This window comes from Streptomyces sp. PU-14G, from assembly GCF_041028275.1.
GTDB lineage: Bacteria > Actinomycetota > Actinomycetes > Streptomycetales > Streptomycetaceae > Streptomyces.
In genome coordinates this window covers 1-20246 of sequence record NZ_JASKYT010000100.1, presented here as the reverse complement: position 1 = coordinate 20246, position 20246 = coordinate 1, and the positions used below count along the sequence as shown (strand labels likewise).

Sequence of the window (20246 nt, the reverse complement as noted above, 5' to 3'; positions counted from 1 at the left end):
CCCCCGCGCGGGCGGAGCGGCCCGCCCCCGCCGGAGGCCGTCGGAGGGGCCGGTACCGTGCTCCCCCACGGCACGGACGGTGACCTGGCCCTCGGAATCCCGCACGGACCCATCCGTACGGCGCCGGGCGACGAATGCGAGGTGGACAGTTCTTCCAGGAGGAGCGCATGACAGCAGCCGCCATTCCCCGCCCCTCGGTCGCGGCCGGGGGTGACATCCGGTGAAGGAGCCGGTCCGCATCTCCAGCCGCGCCGAGGCGCAGTCCGACCCCGACGCGCTCCTGACCCAGGCGGCCAAGGGCGACCAGGACGCCTTCGCGGAGCTCTACGACCGGGTCGCAGGCCCCGTCCTGGGCCTCGTGCGCTCGGTACTTCGCGACCCCTCCCAATCCGAGGAGGTCACCCAGGAGGTCCTGGTCGAGGTGTGGCGGCTGGCCACGCACTTCAACCCGGACAAGGGCAGCGCGATGACCTGGATCATGACTCTGGCCCACCGCCGTGCCGTGGACCGCGCCCGCTCGGCCCAGGCCGCCAGCGACCGCGAGGAGCGCGCCGCACGACTGGACCGCACGCCCGACTACGACCACGTCGTCGAGCAGGTCGAGGCCCGGCTGGAGCGCGAGCAGGTGCGCCGCTGCCTGCGCACGCTCACCGAGATCCAGCGCCAGTCCGTGACGCTCGCCTACTACAAGGGGCTGACCTACCGCGAGGTCGCCGAACTGCTCGCCCAACCGCTGGGCACGGTCAAGACACGGCTGCGGGACGGACTGATCCGCCTGCGGGACTGCCTGGGGGTGGGGGCATGACGATGACGCCGACGGAACTGCACACGCTGACCGGCGCCTACGCGGTGCACGCGCTCCAGCCGGACGAGGAGGCCGCCTTCGAGCGGCATCTGGGCGACTGCGCGGCCTGCAGCGTCGAGGTCGCCGAGCTGCGGGCCACCGCAGCCCGGGTGGGACTGGGCCTCGCCGAACAGCCCCCGCCCCGGATGCGGACCGAGGTGCTGCACCGGATCGGCGAGGTCCGCCAGGAGCCCCCGCCGCGGCAGCAGCCGCCGGGCGACACCCCCGGTACGGACGCCCCGCGCGGTGAGCGGCGACGCGCCGCACGCACCTGGCCCACCTACGCGCTGGCGGCCTGCCTCGCGGTCGCGGCCGGCTTCGGCGGCGTGGCCGTATGGCAGTACCAGCGGGCCGAGCAGGCGCAGGAGAGCGGCCAGAGCGCCGAGAACCGGGCCGCGCGGTTGGCCGAGGTGCTCTCGGCACCGGACGCGCGGACCGTTCCCGCCAAGGACATCCCCGGCGGGGGCAGCGGCACGGTCGTCGTCTCCCGCGACCAGGACCGTGCCGCGTTCGTCGCCTCGCGACTGCCGCAGGCTCCCGAGGGCAAGACCTACCAACTGTGGTACGCCGACCACGGCACGATGCGCTCGGCCGGTCTGATGGACGCCTCCTCCGAGGACGCCTGGCTGCTGGAGGGCCCACTGGGCGACGCTTCGGGCATGGGCATCACCGTGGAGCCCAGCGGCGGCTCGACGAAACCGACGTCCGAACCGGTGGTCCTGGTGAACTTCCCCGCCCAGCGGGCGTAGCGCGGGCAGGAACCAACGGGGTACGGAAAAAGGACGCCGGGCCCGGCGCCGCGACCTGCCGGGCCCGCCGAGTCGGCCGCCGGCCGAAGGAGTGGAGGACAAGGATGCGGGTCGGTCTGCTACGAGCCGTCGGAGTCGCCACGGCCGCCTACGGGATCGCCGTCACCGCCAGACCCCAACTGCTGGCCAAGCCGTCCGGGCTGGTGGACGAGGCGGGCCGCACCGCGCCCCACACCCGCACCTCGCTGCGCCCGCTGGCCTGGCGGGACGCGGCCAGTGGCATCGCGCTGGCGCTCGCCCCCGAAGGGGCGGCGCTGCGGACGGCCGCCTGGGTGCGCATCGCCGCCGACCTCGGCGACGCGGCGCTGCTGGGCACCACCCTGCCCGCGAGGACCCGCGGCAAAGCGGTGGCCGTGTCGGTGGGCTGGGGCGCGCTGTCGCTGGCCGCGCTGTGCGGGCGGCGCTCCGGCTGAACGGAGCGCGCGACGGGGCGCGACGGGGCGGGCTGCCGTTGGCAGTCCGCCCCGGCACCACGTGATCACGCCACCGGTGTGACAGCCGCACGTCACGGCCGTTCGCCGACGTGCCCCGTGCGGTACGGGGCCGTTCGCCGTCCTGCCTCCGTGCGGTACGGGGGCGTCCGCGGCCTGTCCGTCGTCGGTGCCGCCGTCACCGTGCCTCTCCTCCGGGGTTGGGGATGCGGGTCGTCGGCTTCTCGTTCCGCACCGGTTCCTTGAGGAACAGCAGCTGCTCCACGTCCAGGTAGCCGGTGCGGAAGCCGGCCTCGGAGTAGGCGAGATACAGGGCCCACATCCGCTGGAACGTGGCGTCGAACCCGAGGTCCTGCACGTCCTCGGCCCGCTCTTCGAACCGCTCGCGCCACAGCCGCAGCGTCTCGGCGTAGTGCGCTCCGAAGCCCTCGTGGCGGCAGAGGCGCAGAGCCGTCTCCTCTTCGGCCAGGCGCCGCAGCGCCTCCCGGGAGGGCACCAGGCCGCCGGGGAAGATGTACTTCTGGATCCACGTGTAGGTGTGCCGGGTGGCCAGCATCCGGTGGTGGGACATGGTGATGGCCTGGAGTGCGGCCTTTCCGCCGGGCGCCAGCAACCGGTCGAGTGCCGCGAGGTAGACGGGCCAGTACTCGTGACCGACCGCCTCGATCATCTCGACACTGACGATCGCGTCGTACTCCCCCCGCACCTGCCGGTAGTCCCGCAGCAGCAGCGTCACCCGGTCGGAGCAGCCCGCCTCGCGCACCCGCGCCGTGGCCAGCTCCAGCTGCTGCGAAGAGAGCGTGACCGTGACGACCTCGGCCCCCCGCCGGGCGGCCCGTATCGCCAGATCGCCCCAGCCGGTGCCGATCTCCAGCATCCGGGTCCCCGGGCCGACGCCGGCCAGGTCGAGCAGCAGGTCGGTCTTGCGCCGCTGGGCGTCGGGCAGCGCCTCCCAGGTGGCGGGGAAACCGCGGAAGACGGCGGAGGAATAGGTCAGCGTCTCGTCGAGGAAGAGCGCGAACAACTCGTTGGACAGGTCGTAGTGGCGGTGGATGTTCTCGCGGGCGCCCCTGGTGGTGTTGCGCTGCTCGGCCGGATGCCGTGGCGCCCACAGGTGGCGCAGCTTCTGCATCCAGGCGGGGAAGAGGGAGTCGGCGTGCTCGGCGAAGACCGCCAGCACGCCCACCAGGTCGGGCGCCTCCCACTCGCCGGCCATATAGGACTCGCCGAACCCGATGAGTCCGCTACGGCCGAGGCGGTGGTGAAAGGCGTCCGGGTCACGCAGTTCGAGCAGCGGGCCGCCCTGCCCCAGGCTGGACCCGTCGGGGAGTCGCACCCGCAGGGGCAGAGCGTCGAGGGCCCGGCCGACGAGGCGGGCGGTCACGGCGGTACGCAGCCGGGAGGAGCGTGGCAGAACGGCCACGTCGGGCCAGCGGGAACGGTCGGTGGCGGCCGTCCGTGAGGACGCCGACAGCGGTGCGGGCACGGTCAGTGCAGACCTTTCTGTCGAGGGTGGTGCGGTCGTGGGCGCACGGGCAGCCCGCGCAGCCACAAGCGGATGCCGTGGGCACGGATGCCCGCGGTGACGGCGAGCGTGGGCCAGGGGTGGCGTGCGGTCGCACGCAGCAGCTCCCGCACGGTCGCCGGGCGGCGCTCGCCGTGCACGGAGGCGGTGAACGGGACGTGCGCCCGGTGGCCCCCGCGTTCGAGCTGGACGGTCAGCCGCAGCCGGGTGTCGGGCCGGGGAAGCCGCATGCGGTATCCGCCGTCGACGGGGAAGAACGGTGAGACGTAGAACTCCTTGTCCGTGCGCGCGACCCCGTCCGCGTCGGTGCGCAGCAGGTAGCAGTGGCGCTCCCCATAGGTGTTGTGCACCTCGGCGACGACGCACACCAACTGCCCGGCCGCACCATGGCACCAGTAGAGGGTCAGCGGATTGAAGACGTGTCCGAACACCCGGGCGTGCGCCAGCATCAGCACCCGGCCGCCCTCCAGATCCACACCCTGTGCGGCCAGGTAGCGCTCCAGCCCCGCGCGGACGGTCGGTGCGGTGCCGCCGAAGTGGTCGCGGGGCTCGAACCGGGCCAGCGGCCGCAACAGGCGCGGCAGCCGCGGCGGCTCGTCCGCGTCGACCAGCCACATGTAGGTACGGAAGCGGAAGGTGTGCCGCACCGGACGGGTGCGGGCGTGCGCGATGACGCAGCGGTAGAGGGCGGGTGTGCGCCGGCCCGAAGCCGGGTGAGCGTCTCCGTCCCGCCGTGCCGTTCCCCCCGAGGGGGAGGCAGGGCCCGCGTCAAAGGCTCGCCGGAAGGACCACTGCCAGTCCGAGGACGCGCGCCGGCTCACCAGCGCACCCCCAGCGTCCGGGCAGCCGCCACTCCTGAGCGGCAGCCGTCCTCGTGGAAGCCCCAGCCGTGGTAGGCACCGGCGAACGCCACGCTGCCGCGGTTCAGTTCGGGCAGCCTGCGCTGTGCCGCCACCGACTCGGGCGTGTAGACGGGGTGCGCGTAGACCATGCGCGCGAGCACCCGCTCCGGGTCCACCCGGTCGTGGGCGCCCAGGGTGACGACGTGTTCCTCGGGGGCGTCCAGCCGCTGGAGCCGGTTCATGTCGTAGCTGACCCGCACCCGCCCGGCCGGGGTACGGCAGTCGGGCATCAGATAGTTCCACGACGCCCGGGCTCCGCGTGTGCGGGGCAGCGGGGCGGGATCGGTGTGCAGCAGCGCCGGGTTGCGCGAGTAGCGGAAGGCGCCCAGCACCTCGCGCTCGGCCTCGGTCGGTTCCGCCAGCAGCCGTAGCGCCTGGTCGGGATGGGTGGCCAGCACGACGGCGTCGTAGGCGTGCGCCGTGCCGTCCTCGGTGACGAGCGTGACCCCTTCCGCGTGTCTGCGCACCGTGCGCACGGGCGTGGCGGTGTGGACGGCACCGAGTTGCTTGCCGATGCGTGCCACGTACGTGCGCGAGCCGCCGGTCACCGTGCGCCACGGCGGGGAGCCCGAGACGCCGAGCATCCCGTGGTTGTCGAGGAAGTGGAACAGGTAGCGGGCCGGATAGCGCAGCGCGGTGTCGGGTGCGCACGACCAGACGGCCGAGATCACCGGCGTCACGAAGTGGCTCACGAAATACGGCGAGAACCCGCCCCGGCGCAGGAACGCTCCGAGCGTCACCGCGTGCCGGTCGTCCCACTGCCGGTCGTCGCGCTGCCGGTCGTCCGCCGTTCCGCCGGTCTCCCCAGCCAGCAGACGCAGCGCACGCCGGTGGAAGACGGGCACCTGGGCGAGCATCCGCAGGTACCTGCCGCGCAGCAGGTGTCCGGCCCGCGGCACCAGCCCGCGCGGCCCCTTGGCGCCCGCGTATTCCAGGCCGCAGCCCTCGCACCGCACCGACATGCTCATCTCGGACTCCTGGGTCGTCACACCCAGCTCACCGAAGAGCCGTGTCAACAGCGGGTACGTCCGGCGGTTGTGCACGATGAAACCCGAGTCGACCTGGAGTACGCGGCCGTCGGCGGAGACGACGTCATGGGTGTGCGCGTGACCGCCGAGACGGTCGTCGGCCTCGTAGAGCGACACCGCGTCCGTGTGCCGCAGGACGTGTGCCGCCGTCAGCCCGGCGACTCCACTGCCCACCACGGCCGTACTGCGCCGCTGTTGCGTCATGCTGCTCCTCCCGCTGCGGAGCACGCCCCTCATGGCCCGCCGCGACGTCGGCTTCTGCGTTCGCGGCCGTTCGCGGCCGTGCGCCGCTGACCGGGGTGCGTGCCTTTTCGCTCTGCATTCGGAGCCGCAGGCCTCGCGGCTTGGCCGGGACGCACAGAGGCCCCCCGCGTGACGCCACCTCCAGGGCGCGTGTCCCGCCGAATGTCATCCGATCGAGGGATCGACCAATCCGCCGGGCGGGCTGAGCCGAATGCGGGATGTGAGCAACGAGAGGAAGTCCCGCCGCGGCGCCGCGACCGGCGCGCTGGGAGCGCTGAGCGGCGTGATCGCCGGGTTCGGCGCCCTGGCCGTCGCGGAGTTGGCGTCCGTGCCCGTGCGCCCGGAGGCCGGTCCCGTCACCGCTGTGGGCGGCGCCGTGATCGACCGGGTGCCCGCGCCGGTCAAGGACTTCGCGATCCGCACCTTCGGCACCAACGACAAGCTGGTCCTCCAACTGGGCATCGTCGTCCTCCTCGCCCTCTTCGCCGTCGTCCTCGGCGTCCTCGCCGTCCGCCACCGGCCGACCGGCTCGGCCGGCGTCCTGCTCTTCGGCGCGGTGGGCGGCTGGGCCGCCGCGGGCCGCCCCGACGGCTCGCTCGTGGACGCGCTGCCCTCCGTGGTGGGAGCCGTCGCGGGCAGCGCCGTCCTCTACGCGCTGACGGGCCTGCTGAGGCCGGTCGCCGCGCGGGACGAGGGGGACGCGCGGGACGACGCGGACGCGCGGGACGAGGCGGACGCGGAGGACGAGGCCGGCATGGGGTACGAGGCCGAGGCGGGGTACGCGTCCGGCGCGGTCGCTGAGCCCGTAGCGGCCGGCACGTCGCGCTCCGCCGACGCCGCCGTCACCACGGCCCGGCCGGCCGGACGTTCCGCCTCGGCCGGTGACACCTCCTCCGCGAGCGTCACCCCCTCAGCCGGTGACGCGTCGACAGACAGCGCCGAGCCGGGAGACGGTACGGGTTCGCGAGACGGTGCCGGGCCGGAAGACGACGCCGGGCCGGTAGCCGAGGACTCGTCGGCAGCCGGCGGCTCGCCGACGGACGACGACCCGGTGACGAGCGACGGCCCGCTAACGAGCGGGGGCCCGGCAACGAGTGGAAGCCCGGCCTCCTCCACCCGCCCCGGCAAGCCGCGGCTGCTGCCGGGCAGGGGGCCGGACGGGTCGGGATGCGGCCGGCGCCGGTTCGTGCTGGGCGCGGGCGCCGCCACCGTGGGAGCCGCCGGAGCGGGGCTGCTCGGGCGAAGCCTCAACTCCCGCAGCGGCGCCGAGGCGGTCGCGTCCCGTGCCGACCTCACCCTGCCCGACCCCGTCTCCCGGGCCGCGCCCGTGCCGCGCGGGGCGGAGCTGGACATCGACGGGTTGAGCCGGTTCGTGACGTCGAACAACCGGTTCTACCGCGTGGACACGCTGTTGCGCGTGCCGAAGCTGTCAGCGGCCGACTGGTCGCTGCGCATCCACGGCAAGGGCGTGCGCAACGCCCTGACCCTGGACTACGACCAGCTGCTCGACCGGGGTCTGGTCGAGCGCGACATCACCCTCACCTGCGTCTCCAACCAGGTGGGCGGCGAGTACGTCGGCAACGCCCGCTGGTTGGGGGTCCCCCTGGCACCGCTGCTGCGCGAAGCCGGCGTGCGGCCACCGTCCAAGGGCGGACCGGCCGACCAGCTCGTGGCCCGCTCACAGGACGGCATGACGCTCGGCAGCCCGGTGGACACCGTCATGGACGGCCGTGACGCGATGCTGGCCGTGGGCATGAACGGCGAGCCGCTCCCCTTCGAGCACGGCTTCCCGGTGCGCATGGTGGTCCCGGGGCTGTACGGCTACGTCTCGGCGTGCAAGTGGCTCCGCGAACTGGAGCTGACCTCGTTCGACGACTTCGACGTGTACTGGGTCAAGCGCGACTGGGGACGCCGGGCCCCGGTCAAGACCCAGTCACGCATCGACACACCCGGGCCGCTCGCCGACCTGAAGGCGGGCAAGGTCGCGGTCGCGGGGGTCGCCTGGGCGCAGCACCGCGGCATCGACCGGGTCGAGGTCCGCGTCGACAACGGTCCCTGGCACACCGCGCGGCTCGCCGAGGAGGACTCCCGCGACACCTGGCGCCAGTGGGTGTGGGAGTGGGACGCGACGCCGGGATCCCACGAACTCCAGGTGCGCGCGACCGACAGGACGGGACGCACCCAGACCGCCGCCCGCGTCGGCACGGTGCCCGACGGCGCCACCGGGCGGCACTCGGTGGTGGTCGACGTGACCTGACCACCGGCCCACCGAACCGCCTCCCCACCACCGATCACCGATCACCGATCACCGATCACCGATCACCGATCACCGATCACCGAACTATCCGTAGCCCCCATGGCTCAGCTCGTGCCCGACATAAGCGGCATGACCGTCAGAACCGTCACGTCTAGGAGACATCGCAATGACCAGCTCCACCACCCGTGCCCGTCGCGTCCTGCTGGCCGCCACCGCGGCCGTCGTCCTCCCGCTGGGTCTGACCGCGTGCGGCGGTGACGACGGCGGTTCCGACAAGAAGTCCGACAAGAAGAGCGAGCAGAGCGAGAGCTCGCCGAAGGAGACGGACAACAAGCAGGACATGGCCATGGACACCTTCGGCGACGCCTGCAAGACCGTGCCGAAGTCGGGCAAGGGCAGCTTCAAGGGCATGGCCCAGGACCCGGTCGCCACCGCCGCCTCCAACAACCCGCAGCTGTCGACGCTCGTCGACGCGGTGAAGAAGGCCGGACTGGTCGACACCCTCAACAGCGCGAAGGACATCACCGTGTTCGCGCCGACCAACGACGCCTTCAAGAAGATCCCGAAGGCCGACCTGGACAAGGTCATGAGCGACAAGGAGATGCTGAAGAAGGTCCTGACCTACCACGTGGTGGGCGAGCCGCTGGACAAGGCGAAGCTGGCGGACGGCACCTACCCGACGCTGGAGAAGCAGGAGCTCACCACGAAGGGCTCCGGTGACGCCTACAAGGTCAACGACTCGGCGAACGTCGCCTGCGGCAACGTGAAGACCGCGAACGCCACCGTGCACATCATCGACACGGTGCTGATGCCCCCGAAGAAGTGACCCACCGCCGTGCCCGGGCAGTCCGACCCCCCATCCGGGCACGGCGCCCCTCCCCGTCGGGCGACCGGCCCGACGGGGAGTTCGCACGGCCGCATCCGGCCGACCGCACGCGCTCGCCGGGCGGCGGAAGCGGCCCGCGTCTACGCTCGTGCCATGGGTGGCCGCCGTCATGCCCGTCCGGCGAGCGCCGATGATCTGCTCTCGCAGCTCGGACGGCTCACCGCGAGGGTGCGGGAGGAGATCGAGGTACAGCGGGCCCGGGTCGAGCTGGCCGAGGCCCTGCAGCGGGGCATGCTGCCCGCCACCCTGCCGACCGCACCCGGGCTGCGCGTCGCCGCCCGCTACGCACCGGCGGGCACCGGGCTCGACATCGGCGGCGACTGGTACGACGGCTGCCGGCTGTCCGACGGCACCCTCGCCTTCTCCGTCGGCGACGTGCAGGGCCACGATGTCGAGGCCGCCGCCTACATGGGCCAGGTCCGCATCGTCCTGCGCGCGGTGGCCGCCATGGGCGCGACCGATCCGGGCGACATCCTGGCCACGGCCAACGAACTGCTGGCCGCCACGGACAACCCGCTCTTCGCCACCTGCCTCTTCCTCTGTTTCGACACGCGGACCTGGAGCGTCCGCACCGCACGCGCCGGGCACACCGGAGCGGTATGGGCGCGGGCCGACGGGGTGTGCGGCATCGTGGAACACTCCCAGGACGAGATCGGGCTGCCGCTGGCCGTCATGGAGGGTGAGACCTACGCGGTCACCGAGTACCGCTTCACCCAGCCGGGAGCGCTCGCTCTCCTGACCGACGGAGTGGTCGAGGGCCCCCGCTTCCCCCTGGAGGAGGGCCTGGCGGCGGTCGCCCAGGTGCTGCGCGACGGCGTCTTCGAGGACCCGGATACGCTCGCCGACCGGGTCATGGAGGTCACCGGGCGGACCGGACACACCGACGACGCCGCCGTCCTCGTCCTCAGCCATGACGGCCCTGAGGCGTGTCAGACGGACGACGCGGTGCCCGAGAGGGTGAGATGAATGGCGTGGCACCCACGCACTCGACGGCGGACCGCGCGCCGGACCCCTCCCCCGCTCCGGGCGGACGAGCCCGCCCGGAGCGCGGCACGGGCAGGATCCGTGTCCGGCTGCTCGCCGGTTACGTGCTGCGCGTCGTCCTGATCGCCCTCGGCTACTACCTCGGCGGGCTCGTCGGCCTGCTGCGGCACGTGGCGGTCGAGGGAGCCACCGTCACCCCTTTCTGGCCGCCGACCGGCATCGCCGTTGCCTGCCTGCTCGTCTTCGGCGCGGGCGTGTGGCCCGGCGTGACGCTCGGCGCCCTGCTCGTGGTCACCGGCATGGGCCCGCTCAGTCTGACCTCGGTGGGCTTCATCGCCGGCAACACACTCGCCCCGCTCCTGTCCTGCCTCCTGCTGCGCCGCACGGGGTTCCGCACCGAGCTGGACCGGTTCCGCGACGCGGTGTGCCTGGTCTTCCTGGGCGCCTTCCTCGGCATGCTGGTGAGCGCCACCGTGGGCACGCTGATGACGGTCGCCGGCGACGGCCTGACGCTGTCGCGCTTCTGGCCCGTCTGGTCGGCCTGGTGGGCCGGCGACGCCGTCGGTGTCCTCGTCGTCACCCCGCTCCTGCTGGCACTCCGCAAGCTGGACGGCCCCCGCGACGGTGCGCAGGTGGCCGAGGCGGTGGCCCTGGCGGTGGCGACTGCGGGTTTGGCCCTCCTGGTGACCCGCAGCACCATCAGCCTCCTCTTTCTCTGCTACCCGCTGCTCGTGTGGGCGGCGCTGCGGTTCCAGCTGGCGGGCGCCGCGGTGTGTACGGCGCTCCTGTCGGTCTCCGCGACGTGGGCGGCCACCGACCGCGCCGGGATCTTCGCGCGCCAGGACCTGATCGAAGGCATGATCAGCCTCCAGGCCCTCAACGGTTCCGCCGCGCTGACGGCCCTGCTGCTGGCCGCGGTCACCGCGGAGAGGCGCAACACCCAGCGGCGGATCGCCGCGGCCTGCGACGACCTGGCAGAGATGGTCGACGTGCTCGCCCCCAAGGGCCGCGGCCCCCGCAGCTTCCCCGCCGGCGGTCGCACGGGACAGCGCCACGGATAGCAGCCGGGTGGAGCGAGGAGGCGACGGGCGTCAGGGGGCCAGGTGGGCGAGGAGCTTCGCACCCGCGGGATACGGACGCTCGGCCGGCAGGAGACCGCGGGCGGCGGCCAGGTCACCGTCGCGGACGGCGGCGTGGACGCGGTGGGCGAGCGGGGTGACGTCCGTGAGGGAGACGATCCACTCGTCGGCGTACCGCCGCGCCGCCTCACCGGCCAGCCCGAGCTGGAGGGAGCGGTGCGGCAGCGGGCGCAGGTGCAGATCCCGTTCGGGGTCCCACTGGACACGGGCCGGGGACCGCCGCAGTTGCCGCTTCCACTCCGCACGGTCGGCGTGGCGCTGGGCGTCGTAGTGCGAGAGGCAGGCGTTGCGCAGCGCCCACTCGAAACCCTCGCGGGTGATCTCGAGCGCGAGCACCGTCTCCTGTTCCTTCTTCGCCGCCCAGCCGCAGCGGTACATCATCCAGAGAAAGGACGGCTTGATCCACGTCATCCGGTCGCGCTTCCAGGAGGCCGGGAAGCGCCCGTCGCGGGCCGCAGGCAGGCCCAGTCGCGGCGCGTACGCCTGGTAGACGGTGACGGTGGACGCCGTGTAAGCGGCCCGTATCTGGTGGGTCGGTTGCTCTGACACGGCGTCCACGATCTCCGGTCACGGCGCGGAGTGCCAGCGAATTAGCCCCTGGGAGCCGGGGCCTCCCGCGGCCTTCCGCGGCCTTCGGCCGTCCTCCCGCCGCCTTCCGGCGGACCGCCCGTCACAGGATCTCCAGCGGACGCTTCCGGGACGGCGGGGGGAACGCCTCGTCCAGCGCGGCGAAGTCCTCCTCGCCCAAGACCAGGTCGGCCGCCGCCCGGTTCTCCTCGACGTGGCGGCGCGAGGACGCCTTGGGAATCGCGATGACCTCCTCATGGCGCAGCACCCAGGCCAGCGCCACCTGCGCGGGTGTCGCCCCGTGCGCGTCGGCGACCGCGCGCAACGCCTCGTGCCCCAGCAGCCGCCCCTGCTCGACCGGCGAGTAGGCCATGACGGGCACGGACAGCTCGCGGCAGCGGGGCAGCAGAGCGTACTCGGGGCCGCGCCGGGTGAGGTTGTAGAGGATCTGGTCGGTGTCGGGCACCGCGCCCCGTGGGAGGTCGGCGAGGTCGTCGGTGTCCAGATTGCTCACGCCCCAGGAGCCGATGCTGCCCTGGCGCACCAGTTCTTCCAACGCCTCGACCGTCTCCGCCAGCGGGACGCCACCGCGCCAGTGCAGCAGGTAGAGGTCGATGCGGTCCGTTCCCAGGCGGCGCAGACTCGCCCGGCAGGCCTCGGCCGTGCCGCGCCGGTCGGCGTTCGACGGCAGCACCTTGCTGACGAGGAACACCTCGTCCCTGCGCCCCTTGATCGCCTCGCCCACCAACTCCTCGCTGGCCCCGCTGCCGTACATCTCGGCCGTGTCGATGAGCGTCATCCCCAGGTCGAGACCGGTACGCAGCGCGTCCAGCTCCTCGGCGCGCCGGGAGGGGTCGTCCCCCATGTGCCAGGTGCCCTGCCCGAGGGCCGGGACCCGCGCACCGGAGGGAAGGGTCACTGTACGTATCACGTGGATCGTGGTCCTTTCCGTGCGACGGTGCTGAGGGGTACCCCCATGATCGCCGCTTCCCTCCACGGCTGCCCGCCGGGGGTGCCCCGTCAGCCGGCCGGCCGGGCCGGACGCCGTCAGCCTGGCTGGCTGCTGTCCTTCATCGAGCCCCAGCCGTGCCAGCGCTCCACCGCGATCCAGGCGCTGACCCGGGGGCGTTCGCGGTCCGGGTACTGCTGGCCGAGGTAGTGCCGGGCGAGGCGGTCGATGTCGGTGAGGCCCTCGTCCGGCCGGAACTCCTCGACGTGACCGATGAGGCTGATGTGGGTGTACCAGTCGTCCTTGCCGAGGACGGTGAGCGTCACGCGCGGGTCGTTGCGCATGTGGGACAGCCGTTTACGCCCCTCGTCCATGTTGACCAGCACCCGGCCGTCGTCCCACAGGTACCAGGTCGCCGTGGACACCGGCTGCCCGTCGGAACGCAGCGTGGTGATGACGCAGGGGTTGGGCTCGGACAGCATGGCGACTGCCGCGTCGGTCAGTGGTGGCTTCGACACGTGGTCCTCCTCGATGCGTGTACGGTTCTCGTTCCGCGCCCCGGGGTGCCCACTTCGCCCGCGCCGCACAGGACGCGTGCTCAGCCTGGCACACACTCCCGCCCTCCGGCGCGCAGCGGGGACGGGCGCGGCACCGCCACGCCGCGCTGGCCGCGGCGTGCACCACGACACGGATGCGCGAGGTAGCGGCCTGGTCCCGGCCCCGGCCGCGTCCTTGGCCCCGGCCTTGGCCTTGGCCCCGGCTTGGCCCCGGCCTTGGCCTTGGTCCCGGCGTGGCCCCAGTCCCGGGCTGCAATCTCAGGACTCCGGGCTTCGGGCCCATGGCTCAGGGCTCAGGGCTCAGGGCTCGGACTCAGGGCTCAGGCCCCATGGCTCCGGGCGCCGGGCCCACGGACCAAGGCGCCGGGCTCAGGGCTCCGGGCGCCGGGCCCATGGCTCAGGGCGCCGGGCCCATGGCTCAGGCCATGCCACGTTCCGGTATGCGGGTGCCGTTGGCCAGGGCTGCGGGGTCGAGACCGAGGGCGGCGGCGGCCGTGGCGCCCACGTCGGCCAGACTGCCGGCGTCCGGGAGCAGCTCCACGCCCGGGGCGCCGGGGCGGTGGATGAGCACCGGTACGTACTCACGGGTGTGGTACGCGTGGCCGATCGTCGGGTCGTTGCCGTGGTCACCGGTGACGACGAGCCGGTCCCCGGGCTCGTCCAGCAGCGCCACCAGCGCGGCAAGACCCGCGTCGACCTGTTCGAGTATCCGTGCGTACCGCTCAGGATCGCGCTGGTGTCCCGCCAGGTCGCTCTCCTGCACGTTGGCGACGATCAGCGCCTCCCCTGGCGCACGGACCGCATCCAGGGTGTGGGCGAGAACGTCGGCGGTGGGCACCGCCGGCCGCCGTACGGCGGCCTCGCACGCCAGGATGTCCGCGGCCTTGCCGACCAGCGTGACCGGAATCCCGGCACGGGCCGCCAGCTCGGGAAGCTGCCGGGTGTGGTCGAGCTCCGCTCCCAGGTGCCGCACCTGGAGACCGCCGTTGCGGTAGAAGCCGCTCGCCGGCGTGTCCAGGCCGACGGTTCCGCCGTCGCCGACGCGGACGAAGTCGGGGAGCGGGCCGTCCGCGTGGCCGCCCACGGCGATGACCCGGGCGACGGGCGCGACGGCACGCACGGTGCGGGCGACCGCGAGGATGCCGTCGAAATCCAGGTCGTCCAGCCGCGCCGAGGCGTTCCAGTTGATGCCGGGGTCCGCTTCGAGGTTGTCGTGCACGAGCACGCCGCCGTCGACGACCAGCACCGGCCCGCCGTCCAGCGGCTCGACCCGGTGGCCTGCCGCACGCAGCGCCGCGGTGACCTCCTCCAGGTGCTCGCCGAGCCGGGCGACCGTCACCCGGCTGAAGTCCGCGCCCATCATCGTCTGGTGTCCGGCGAACGTGTCGGCCCCCGGATAGCCGAGCGCTGCCCTGCCCGCCGCGACGGGCAGGTGGGTGCGGCGGGCGAGGTCCTGGTGCGGGTGGACCAGGCCGAGTCCGAGCGCGCCGAGCACGGGCAACCGCAGAGGCCGCCCGAACGCCTCACGCGCGTGGTCGAGTACGTGCCCGCAGGTGTCGGCCGCTGCGTCACCCGGGCGCAGCACGCCCGCGTCCGGCATGGCACCGACTCCGAAGCCGTCGATGACGACGATGACGGTGCGGCCGGGCCTGCCGGTACTGCTGGTGCTGCTGACGCCGGTGCTGTGCATGCCGGCAGTGCCGGCAGTGCCGGCAGTGCCGGCGGTGCCGGCAGTGCGGCGGGCGCGGCCGGCCGAGCCGGTCGAGTCCGTCGAGTCCGTCGAGTCCGTACGGGTCACAGTGCCTTCCCTCGTGCGTCGTAGAGACCGGTCAGCCTCGGCTTTCCGGACGAGAGCCCGGCGACGACCGCGACCGTGGAGCGGGTGACGAAGATCTGCGTGCGGAACGCCAGCAGCGCCGTGTCGCCCGCACGCACGTCCGCTCCGGCCTCGGGGGCCGCCAGGAGGCGGTAGTAGTCGATGTTCTCGGCGGGCGCGTCCTGGACGGCCAGCCGCAGTCCGGCGCGGGGCAGGAGGGCGGAGCTGATGTGCGAGCGTGCGTAGAAGCCGCCGCCGAACACCGCCGGACGGCCGTCGGCCAGGGTGTGGGCGACCTCGGTGACGTACACGTAGGCGGGCCGCTCCGGTTGCGTGGCGTCGCGGGCGTGCAGCGGGGTGGTGCCGGTCAGTGCGTGCCCCGGCTCGCCGTGGGTGGCGCCCAGGCGCGCGAGCAGCGGCAGGCTGGCGGCACACGTGGCGCTGGGGGCGCTCAGCTTGAGATCCTGGTGTCCGCGAGCTTCCAGCAGGTCGCGCGCTCTGAGGGCGAGGTCGAAGTTGGGCGTGGGCGTCGGTGCTCCGGTTTCCGGATCGCACAGGACGCAGGGGAACGCGGTGACCCCGGCAAGCCGGATGCCCGGCAGCCGCTCCGCGTCCTCCGCGAACTTGTCGAGCGCCGCCAGCGGTACCCCGCCCTCCTGCCCCGGGTAGACGGATCCGGCCGCGCCTTCCAACCGCACGAGGACGTCTTGGACCATGCCGAGGCGCTGGGCCTGCTCGGAGACGGCGCGCGCGTTGGCCAGGTCGTAGACGGTGACGGCCTCGGGTCGCCAGGCCAGCATCTCGGGCAGTGCCCGCCGGGGGATCTGCACGAGGTGCCCCAGGTTGCCGGCGCGGGCGCCCGTCGCGTGCAGGGTACGGGCCTCGTCCTGGTCGATGGCGGCGAACCGGGGAATGGCACGGGCGACCGCGCGGATCACCTCGGGGTTGCGGCCGAACTGCTTGACGACGAACCACAGGGACAGGCCGAGCCGTTCGGCCTCGGCCGCCAGGAGGGCGGCGTTCTCCTCGATGGCGTCCAGGTCCATGACGTAGGTGTCGGGCGGGATCTCGCCGCGCCGGTGCAGATCGGCCGCGACGTCGGCGAGCCCCGGGTTGCGGGCGAGGAGGCTGTCGAGGAACACGTCAGTCCTTTGCGCGGTGCGTGGCGGGCTTCGAGGGCGTGGACGGTGTGGAGGGCGTCGACGGTGTGGAGGGCGTGGACGGTGTGGAGCGCGCGGGGGTTTCGGCGGCGGGCTGGGCGCGGAGCTCTTGCAGGCTTCGGCGCAGCACGGACAGGACGAGGTCGGCGCCCGCCCGCATCGGGTTGACGCGGATCGCCCAGTCGGCCAGCTCCGGTGCGTCGTCCAGGCTGGAGCTGGACATGCGGTAGAAGAGCGGCGCCACCTCGTAGCGGGAGTTGGAGCCCACCGGGTAGGGCGCGGCACCGAACCGGGCGGCGACCTCGGGCAGCCGCCTCGCCACGGGCGCGTCGAGTTGGATGATGAGGCATCTGTCCTGCGCGTTGGCGAGGCGCACATCGGTGACACCTGGCACCTCGCCGGCGGCGAGCCGTTCGGCGACCTCGGCACCGACGCGGGACTGCACCGCCCACATCACCGGCACGTGGGTGAGCGCGCGCAGTGCGTCGAGGGCCTGATGGCCCTGCACCTGTCCACCGCCCGAGTAGTTGTCGGCGCGCACCCCGTCCACCAGGTCTCCGGCGCCGACGACCACGCCGACGCCCTCGGGGCCGTGCAGCTTGAACAGCGAGAAACAGGAGGCGTCCGCGCCCAGTTCGACGCCGCAGGCGGGCACGCGGAAAGCCGCGTAGTTGTCGTCGACGAGGCTGCGTACGCCCGCGCCCTCGCACGCGGCCAGAACCTCGCCGGGATCGTAGGAGTCGGCGAGGCGCTGCCGGGTGTGCTGGACGTAGGCCCACCGGAACCGGCCGGAGGCGAGCGCGTCGCGCAGCGCCGCCGGGTCGTTGAAGTCGACCTCGGCCGTCTCCACGCCCAGGCCGCGCAGTGTCACCGCCGTGGTGCGGTAGACCGGCGCGCGGTGGATGAGCAGTGGCTCGCCGGGGCTCACGGCCGCGCTGAGGGCGGCGCGGATCGCTCCGGTGCCCGCGCCCTGCACCAGTGCCGCGTCCTGAGCACCGAAGTAGTCGGCCAAGACCGCCTCGACCTGGGCCGTCGTCCGCGGCCGGCCGAGGCCGGGCACCACACCGGCGTCCGCGGTGAACAGCTCCTGCCCCTGGAAGTGCGCCGCGGTGGCCTCCAGCAGCCGGAACTGGCGCCTGACGGCGTCCTCCACGGGGACGGTGGCCAGCGGATACGTCCGTGGAAGGGCCGGGGGCGCGGTGGTGGCGGGTGCGGACGGTGTGGTCGCCGATGGCGAGGGTCCCTGCCCCTCGTCGGGTACGGGTGCTGCTGCCGCTGGTGTCATGTCAGTCCTCCTCCGGGCTCGCGCCGGTCAGGAAGCGCGTCGGGTTGCGCCGCGTCATCAGGTCGATCAGGTCCTCGTCGACGCCCGCGGTACGGAGCGCGGGGAGGAACGAGCGGAAGAGGTGGCCGTAGCCCTTTCCGCCTTCGCTCAGCAGGTAGCCGTGGCGCGAGATGTCACAGCTGAGCAGCACCCGGTCGGCGTGGCCCGCCTCCAGCAGTGCGAGGAGAAGACGCAGCCGCACCTGGTCGCTCTGGTAGCTCTCCTTTCCTACGGTGTCGAAGGCCACATACGCACCCGCCTCGGCCAGGCGGCGGTGCACGGCGGAGTCGTCCAGCAGGTCCTGGTGGCCGACGCAGATCCGGTGCGGGGCCAGGCCCTCCGCCGTCAGCAGGTCGAGTTGGGCGAGTCCGCCGTGCCCCAGCTGGGCGTGGGTGGACACCGACAGCCCGGTGGCGAGAGCGGCGCGGGCGGCGGCCCGCAGCGACCTGGCCTCCGGCTCGCTGGGGGTGTCGCCGTGGCTGCCCACCTCGCCGAGCACCCCGGGCCGGACGCCCGTGGCACCGATGCCCTGCTCGATCTCCCGTACGAGCGTGCCGGTCAGCTGCTCGACGGAGGCGCCCGCCAGGTCCGCCTGCGGGTGGAACGGCTCGTAATACCACCCGGTGGCGGCGACGACGGCGACACCGGTCTCGCGGGCGATCCGCGTCAGCGCGTCCGGGTCCCGGCCCATGCCCCGGCAGGTCAGCTCGATGACGAGGGAGAGACCGAAGTCCTGCCGCAGCGCCGCCAGCTCCTGGCTGACGGCCGGGCCGTGCCGCCGCGCGTCGAGGACCGCGGCGGCGTCTCCCGTGCGGTCCAGATCGAGGACCAGGTGCTCGTGGGCGAGGACGGGGCCCGTCAGCGACGCGGCGGCGAGCGGCCCTGTGACGGTCCGCAGCAGGCCCTCGGAGGTGTGCGGGATGGTGGTCATGGTGCGGGACTTCCTGGTGACGGCGCGCCCCTCACCCCTTGACGGGGGTGAACAGGTCGAGCCAGTAGAGGATGTTGAGCAGGATGCCGCCGACGATCACCGCGGCGGGTGCCGCCGCCATCCTCACCACGGGGCGGCCCATCGCCTCGTTGAGCAGGTAGAGCCCGCCCACGATGAGGATGCCCAGGCCGGCGCCCATCGCGTTGGCCGCCATCAGGGAGCCGAAGAGGATGGCGAGATGGAGGCTGTCGGTGATGGCGTTGCGCAGGTGCTCGGAGGAGTCGCGGACGCTGGGCAGCTTGCCGAGGACCTTGCCGATGTAGGACAGCGCCAGGACCTCGATCGCGAAGACCGCGGCGCCGACGATGACCGCCAGCACCGGGTTCGGCATCAGGTAGCCGATCGGGTAGACGAGCGTGAAACCTGCGATGCCGTATGCGCCCGACGCCAGCGCCGTCGTCGCGATCAGCGGGATGAAGCCGAAGACGCGGTAGAAGTCGACCTGTGCCGCCTCGGAGATGTGGCCCTTGGCGATGAGGAAGCTGGTGGCCTCGCCGCCGCCGAATATGTGCATCTGGGCCAGCAGGCAGACTCCCGCGCCCAGCAGCATGAACAGCGGCAGGTAGCGGCGCAGCCGCGTCGCGCTCGCGCTGAACAGGGAGGCCATCGGGTCGTCTTCCGCCGCCTGGGCGGCGTCCTGGCCTGTGGCGGCCTCTCCCCGTGCCGCCTCGGCCGCGCGGTCGGCCTTGCGCTGTACCAGGTCCCGCCGGACGGCGAGGCCGATCAGCAGCAGCACGCCGACGGCCATGGCGAGCGCACCGGCGAACATGTCCGGCCACAGCTTCATCGTCGCGACCACGAGGACCAGTTCGACGACACCTGCCACCGCACCCCACACGCGCCCGAACTGCTTGGTGATGGCCAGCACCGGGAAGAGCGTGAAGAGGAAGAGGATCGGGGTGGACATCTGCTGCATGGCGGTCAGGAAGTCCACGGGCAGGTCGTGCGCCACCTCGTTGGCCCCGTTGAGCCCGAAGACGACGACGGCGCCCCAGCCGGCGCCCAGCAGCGGCGCGAGCCACTTCTTGGGCGACAGCAGGCCCAGGATGTCGGTGGGCAGGAAGAGTAGCCACGGGTTGAGCACGCCCGAGGAGAGCGCCATCGGCGCGCCGAGTCCGAAGATGAACCCGGCGGAGAGGCCGAAGGAGACCGCCGTGGTGGCCGAGCGGGTCGTCCGGCCCTGGATGAAGTCCAGCATGAACGGGCGCACGCCGTCGTTGAAGACGGCCAGCGCCATGTGCGAGATGAACGCCGTCAGCGCACACAGGACGATGACGGTGAGCTGCTGGGGCAGCGAGAGGTTCAGGCCGCCGCTTGCGGCCAGTTGGGTGCCGGTGGTGCCCACCGTGCTTGCGAGGTCACTCACGGGGTCGCTCCTTCACGCCCGGGGTGTCTGCGACCGGTCCCGCTCAGCCGCGCGCGGCGACGGCGCGGGCGAGCAGGGGTACGACGGTGCCGATCTGGTCCATGGAGAAACCGAAGACTTTCTTGCCCTCGGCGAGCAGCGCGGCGACCTCGTCCTCGGTGGGAACGGAGCGGCCGAAGGTGTGGCAGGCGGGCTGCCCCATCAGACCGACGAGCACGCCCAGGGAGGCGCCGGCGCCGGTGTGGCAGGTGCCGAAGAAGTAGTCGGCCTGCCCGGCGCGGAGCTTCATCGCGGCGTCCATGTCGCTGGAGACGACGACGTCCACGCCGTCGAGGCCGAGTTCCTTGATGGCGTTCGCGACCTCGGTCTTGCCGACTCCGCCGGTGAGGATCTTCGTCATGGCTGGTGCCTCTCATCTGTGCTGCGCGACCCGAGGGGGTGGGCCGTGCATGGAAAGGGGGGTGGTGG

At 73.0% G+C, this 20246-nt stretch carries 19 protein-coding genes; 7 read left to right on the top strand and 12 right to left on the bottom strand.

What is annotated here, in order from left to right:
* The first annotated feature begins 220 nt into the window (after positions 1-220).
* The 3 genes from AB8Z75_RS14535 to AB8Z75_RS14525 all read left to right on the top strand — a co-directional run bounded on the left by AB8Z75_RS14535 (position 221) and on the right by AB8Z75_RS14525 (position 2066).
* Positions 221-805, top strand: a complete 585-nt coding sequence (locus AB8Z75_RS14535) for a sigma-70 family RNA polymerase sigma factor (protein WP_114021356.1) — start codon at positions 221-223, stop codon at positions 803-805.
* 2 nt (positions 806-807) lie between these two features.
* Positions 808-1593 carry an anti-sigma factor gene (locus AB8Z75_RS14530; RefSeq protein ID WP_369201933.1) on the top strand — a complete coding sequence of 262 codons (786 nt, stop codon included), beginning with the start codon at positions 808-810 and terminating at the stop codon, positions 1591-1593.
* A 104-nt stretch (positions 1594-1697) separates the two neighbouring features.
* Positions 1698-2066 (top strand): hypothetical protein, encoded by a 369-nt coding sequence (locus AB8Z75_RS14525; RefSeq protein WP_369201931.1) that lies wholly within the window; start codon positions 1698-1700, stop codon positions 2064-2066.
* 196 nt (positions 2067-2262) lie between these two features.
* Here AB8Z75_RS14525 and AB8Z75_RS14520 read toward each other — a convergent pair whose 3' ends face one another.
* The 3 genes from AB8Z75_RS14520 to AB8Z75_RS14510 are packed head-to-tail and all read right to left on the bottom strand — an operon-like array spanning position 2263 to position 5743.
* Positions 2263-3570, bottom strand: coding sequence for a class I SAM-dependent methyltransferase (locus tag AB8Z75_RS14520; protein ID WP_369201930.1), 1308 nt, complete (start codon positions 3568-3570; stop codon positions 2263-2265).
* Between the two features lie 2 nt (positions 3571-3572).
* A complete protein-coding gene (locus AB8Z75_RS14515; RefSeq protein WP_369201929.1) occupies positions 3573-4430 on the bottom strand; it encodes a DUF1365 domain-containing protein in 858 nt (285 codons plus the stop codon).
* On the bottom strand, positions 4427-5743 hold the full coding sequence (locus AB8Z75_RS14510) for an NAD(P)/FAD-dependent oxidoreductase (protein ID WP_369201928.1): 1317 nt from the start codon (positions 5741-5743) through the stop codon (positions 4427-4429). The genes AB8Z75_RS14515 and AB8Z75_RS14510 overlap by 4 nt, the downstream gene beginning before the upstream one ends.
* A gap of 259 nt (positions 5744-6002) precedes the next feature.
* On the opposite strand from AB8Z75_RS14510, the gene AB8Z75_RS14505 reads away from it, so the two are divergent.
* The 4 genes from AB8Z75_RS14505 (at position 6003) to AB8Z75_RS14490 (ending at position 10970) form a co-directional block, all read left to right on the top strand.
* Complete coding sequence (locus tag AB8Z75_RS14505; RefSeq protein WP_369201927.1) at positions 6003-8039, top strand: molybdopterin-dependent oxidoreductase; 2037 nt, start codon at positions 6003-6005, stop codon at positions 8037-8039.
* 166 nt (positions 8040-8205) lie between these two features.
* Positions 8206-8865 carry a fasciclin domain-containing protein gene (locus AB8Z75_RS14500; RefSeq protein ID WP_369201926.1) on the top strand — a complete coding sequence of 220 codons (660 nt, stop codon included), beginning with the start codon at positions 8206-8208 and terminating at the stop codon, positions 8863-8865.
* A 153-nt stretch (positions 8866-9018) separates the two neighbouring features.
* On the top strand, positions 9019-9891 hold the full coding sequence (locus AB8Z75_RS14495) for a PP2C family protein-serine/threonine phosphatase (protein ID WP_369201925.1): 873 nt from the start codon (positions 9019-9021) through the stop codon (positions 9889-9891).
* Positions 9888-10970 (top strand): MASE1 domain-containing protein, encoded by a 1083-nt coding sequence (locus tag AB8Z75_RS14490; RefSeq protein WP_369201924.1) that lies wholly within the window; start codon positions 9888-9890, stop codon positions 10968-10970. The genes AB8Z75_RS14495 and AB8Z75_RS14490 overlap by 4 nt, the downstream gene beginning before the upstream one ends.
* A gap of 30 nt (positions 10971-11000) precedes the next feature.
* Here AB8Z75_RS14490 and AB8Z75_RS14485 read toward each other — a convergent pair whose 3' ends face one another.
* The 9 genes from AB8Z75_RS14485 to AB8Z75_RS14445 all read right to left on the bottom strand — a co-directional run bounded on the left by AB8Z75_RS14485 (position 11001) and on the right by AB8Z75_RS14445 (position 20178).
* A complete protein-coding gene (locus AB8Z75_RS14485) occupies positions 11001-11597 on the bottom strand; it encodes a DUF4291 domain-containing protein (protein WP_369201923.1) in 597 nt (198 codons plus the stop codon).
* Positions 11598-11718: 121 nt separating this feature from the next.
* Positions 11719-12552, bottom strand: coding sequence for an aldo/keto reductase (locus AB8Z75_RS14480; protein WP_369201932.1), 834 nt, complete (start codon positions 12550-12552; stop codon positions 11719-11721).
* 110 nt (positions 12553-12662) lie between these two features.
* Positions 12663-13082 (bottom strand): PPOX class F420-dependent oxidoreductase, encoded by a 420-nt coding sequence (locus AB8Z75_RS14475; protein ID WP_369201922.1) that lies wholly within the window; start codon positions 13080-13082, stop codon positions 12663-12665.
* Between the two features lie 457 nt (positions 13083-13539).
* Entirely contained in the window at positions 13540-14811 is a 1272-nt protein-coding gene (locus AB8Z75_RS14470; protein ID WP_369201921.1) for a phosphopentomutase, read from the bottom strand.
* A gap of 104 nt (positions 14812-14915) precedes the next feature.
* Positions 14916-16079 (bottom strand): alanine racemase, encoded by a 1164-nt coding sequence (locus tag AB8Z75_RS14465; RefSeq protein ID WP_369201920.1) that lies wholly within the window; start codon positions 16077-16079, stop codon positions 14916-14918.
* Between the two features lies 1 nt (position 16080).
* Entirely contained in the window at positions 16081-17382 is a 1302-nt protein-coding gene (locus AB8Z75_RS14460; RefSeq protein ID WP_369201919.1) for an aminotransferase, read from the bottom strand.
* A 1-nt stretch (position 17383) separates the two neighbouring features.
* Positions 17384-18352 (bottom strand): phosphotriesterase, encoded by a 969-nt coding sequence (locus tag AB8Z75_RS14455; protein WP_369201918.1) that lies wholly within the window; start codon positions 18350-18352, stop codon positions 17384-17386.
* 31 nt (positions 18353-18383) lie between these two features.
* The gene (locus AB8Z75_RS14450; RefSeq protein WP_369201917.1) at positions 18384-19778 is read right to left on the bottom strand and encodes a YhfT family protein; all 1395 of its coding nucleotides are present in this window, start codon (positions 19776-19778) and stop codon (positions 18384-18386) included.
* A 43-nt stretch (positions 19779-19821) separates the two neighbouring features.
* Positions 19822-20178: a DUF2620 domain-containing protein gene (locus tag AB8Z75_RS14445; RefSeq protein ID WP_369201916.1), complete on the bottom strand. Its 357-nt coding sequence runs from the start codon at positions 20176-20178 to the stop codon at positions 19822-19824.
* Positions 20179-20246 lie beyond the last annotated feature (68 nt).

What these genes read in the sequence shown, in the direction of transcription:
- AB8Z75_RS14445 (WP_369201916.1), bottom strand. Translation starts at nt 20,178, where the DNA reads ATGACGAAGATCCTCACCGGCGGAGTCGGCAAGACCGAGGTCGCGAAC.
- AB8Z75_RS14530 (WP_369201933.1), top strand. Translation starts at nt 808, where the DNA reads ATGACGCCGACGGAACTGCACACGCTGACCGGCGCCTACGCGGTGCAC.
- AB8Z75_RS14460 (WP_369201919.1), bottom strand. Translation starts at nt 17,382, where the DNA reads ATGACACCAGCGGCAGCAGCACCCGTACCCGACGAGGGGCAGGGACCC.
- AB8Z75_RS14510 (WP_369201928.1), bottom strand. Translation starts at nt 5,743, where the DNA reads ATGACGCAACAGCGGCGCAGTACGGCCGTGGTGGGCAGTGGAGTCGCC.
- AB8Z75_RS14495 (WP_369201925.1), top strand. Translation starts at nt 9,019, where the DNA reads ATGGGTGGCCGCCGTCATGCCCGTCCGGCGAGCGCCGATGATCTGCTC.
- AB8Z75_RS14525 (WP_369201931.1), top strand. Translation starts at nt 1,698, where the DNA reads ATGCGGGTCGGTCTGCTACGAGCCGTCGGAGTCGCCACGGCCGCCTAC.
- AB8Z75_RS14470 (WP_369201921.1), bottom strand. Translation starts at nt 14,811, where the DNA reads ATGCACAGCACCGGCGTCAGCAGCACCAGCAGTACCGGCAGGCCCGGC.
- AB8Z75_RS14455 (WP_369201918.1), bottom strand. Translation starts at nt 18,352, where the DNA reads ATGACCACCATCCCGCACACCTCCGAGGGCCTGCTGCGGACCGTCACA.
- AB8Z75_RS14500 (WP_369201926.1), top strand. Translation starts at nt 8,206, where the DNA reads ATGACCAGCTCCACCACCCGTGCCCGTCGCGTCCTGCTGGCCGCCACC.
- AB8Z75_RS14490 (WP_369201924.1), top strand. Translation starts at nt 9,888, where the DNA reads ATGAATGGCGTGGCACCCACGCACTCGACGGCGGACCGCGCGCCGGAC.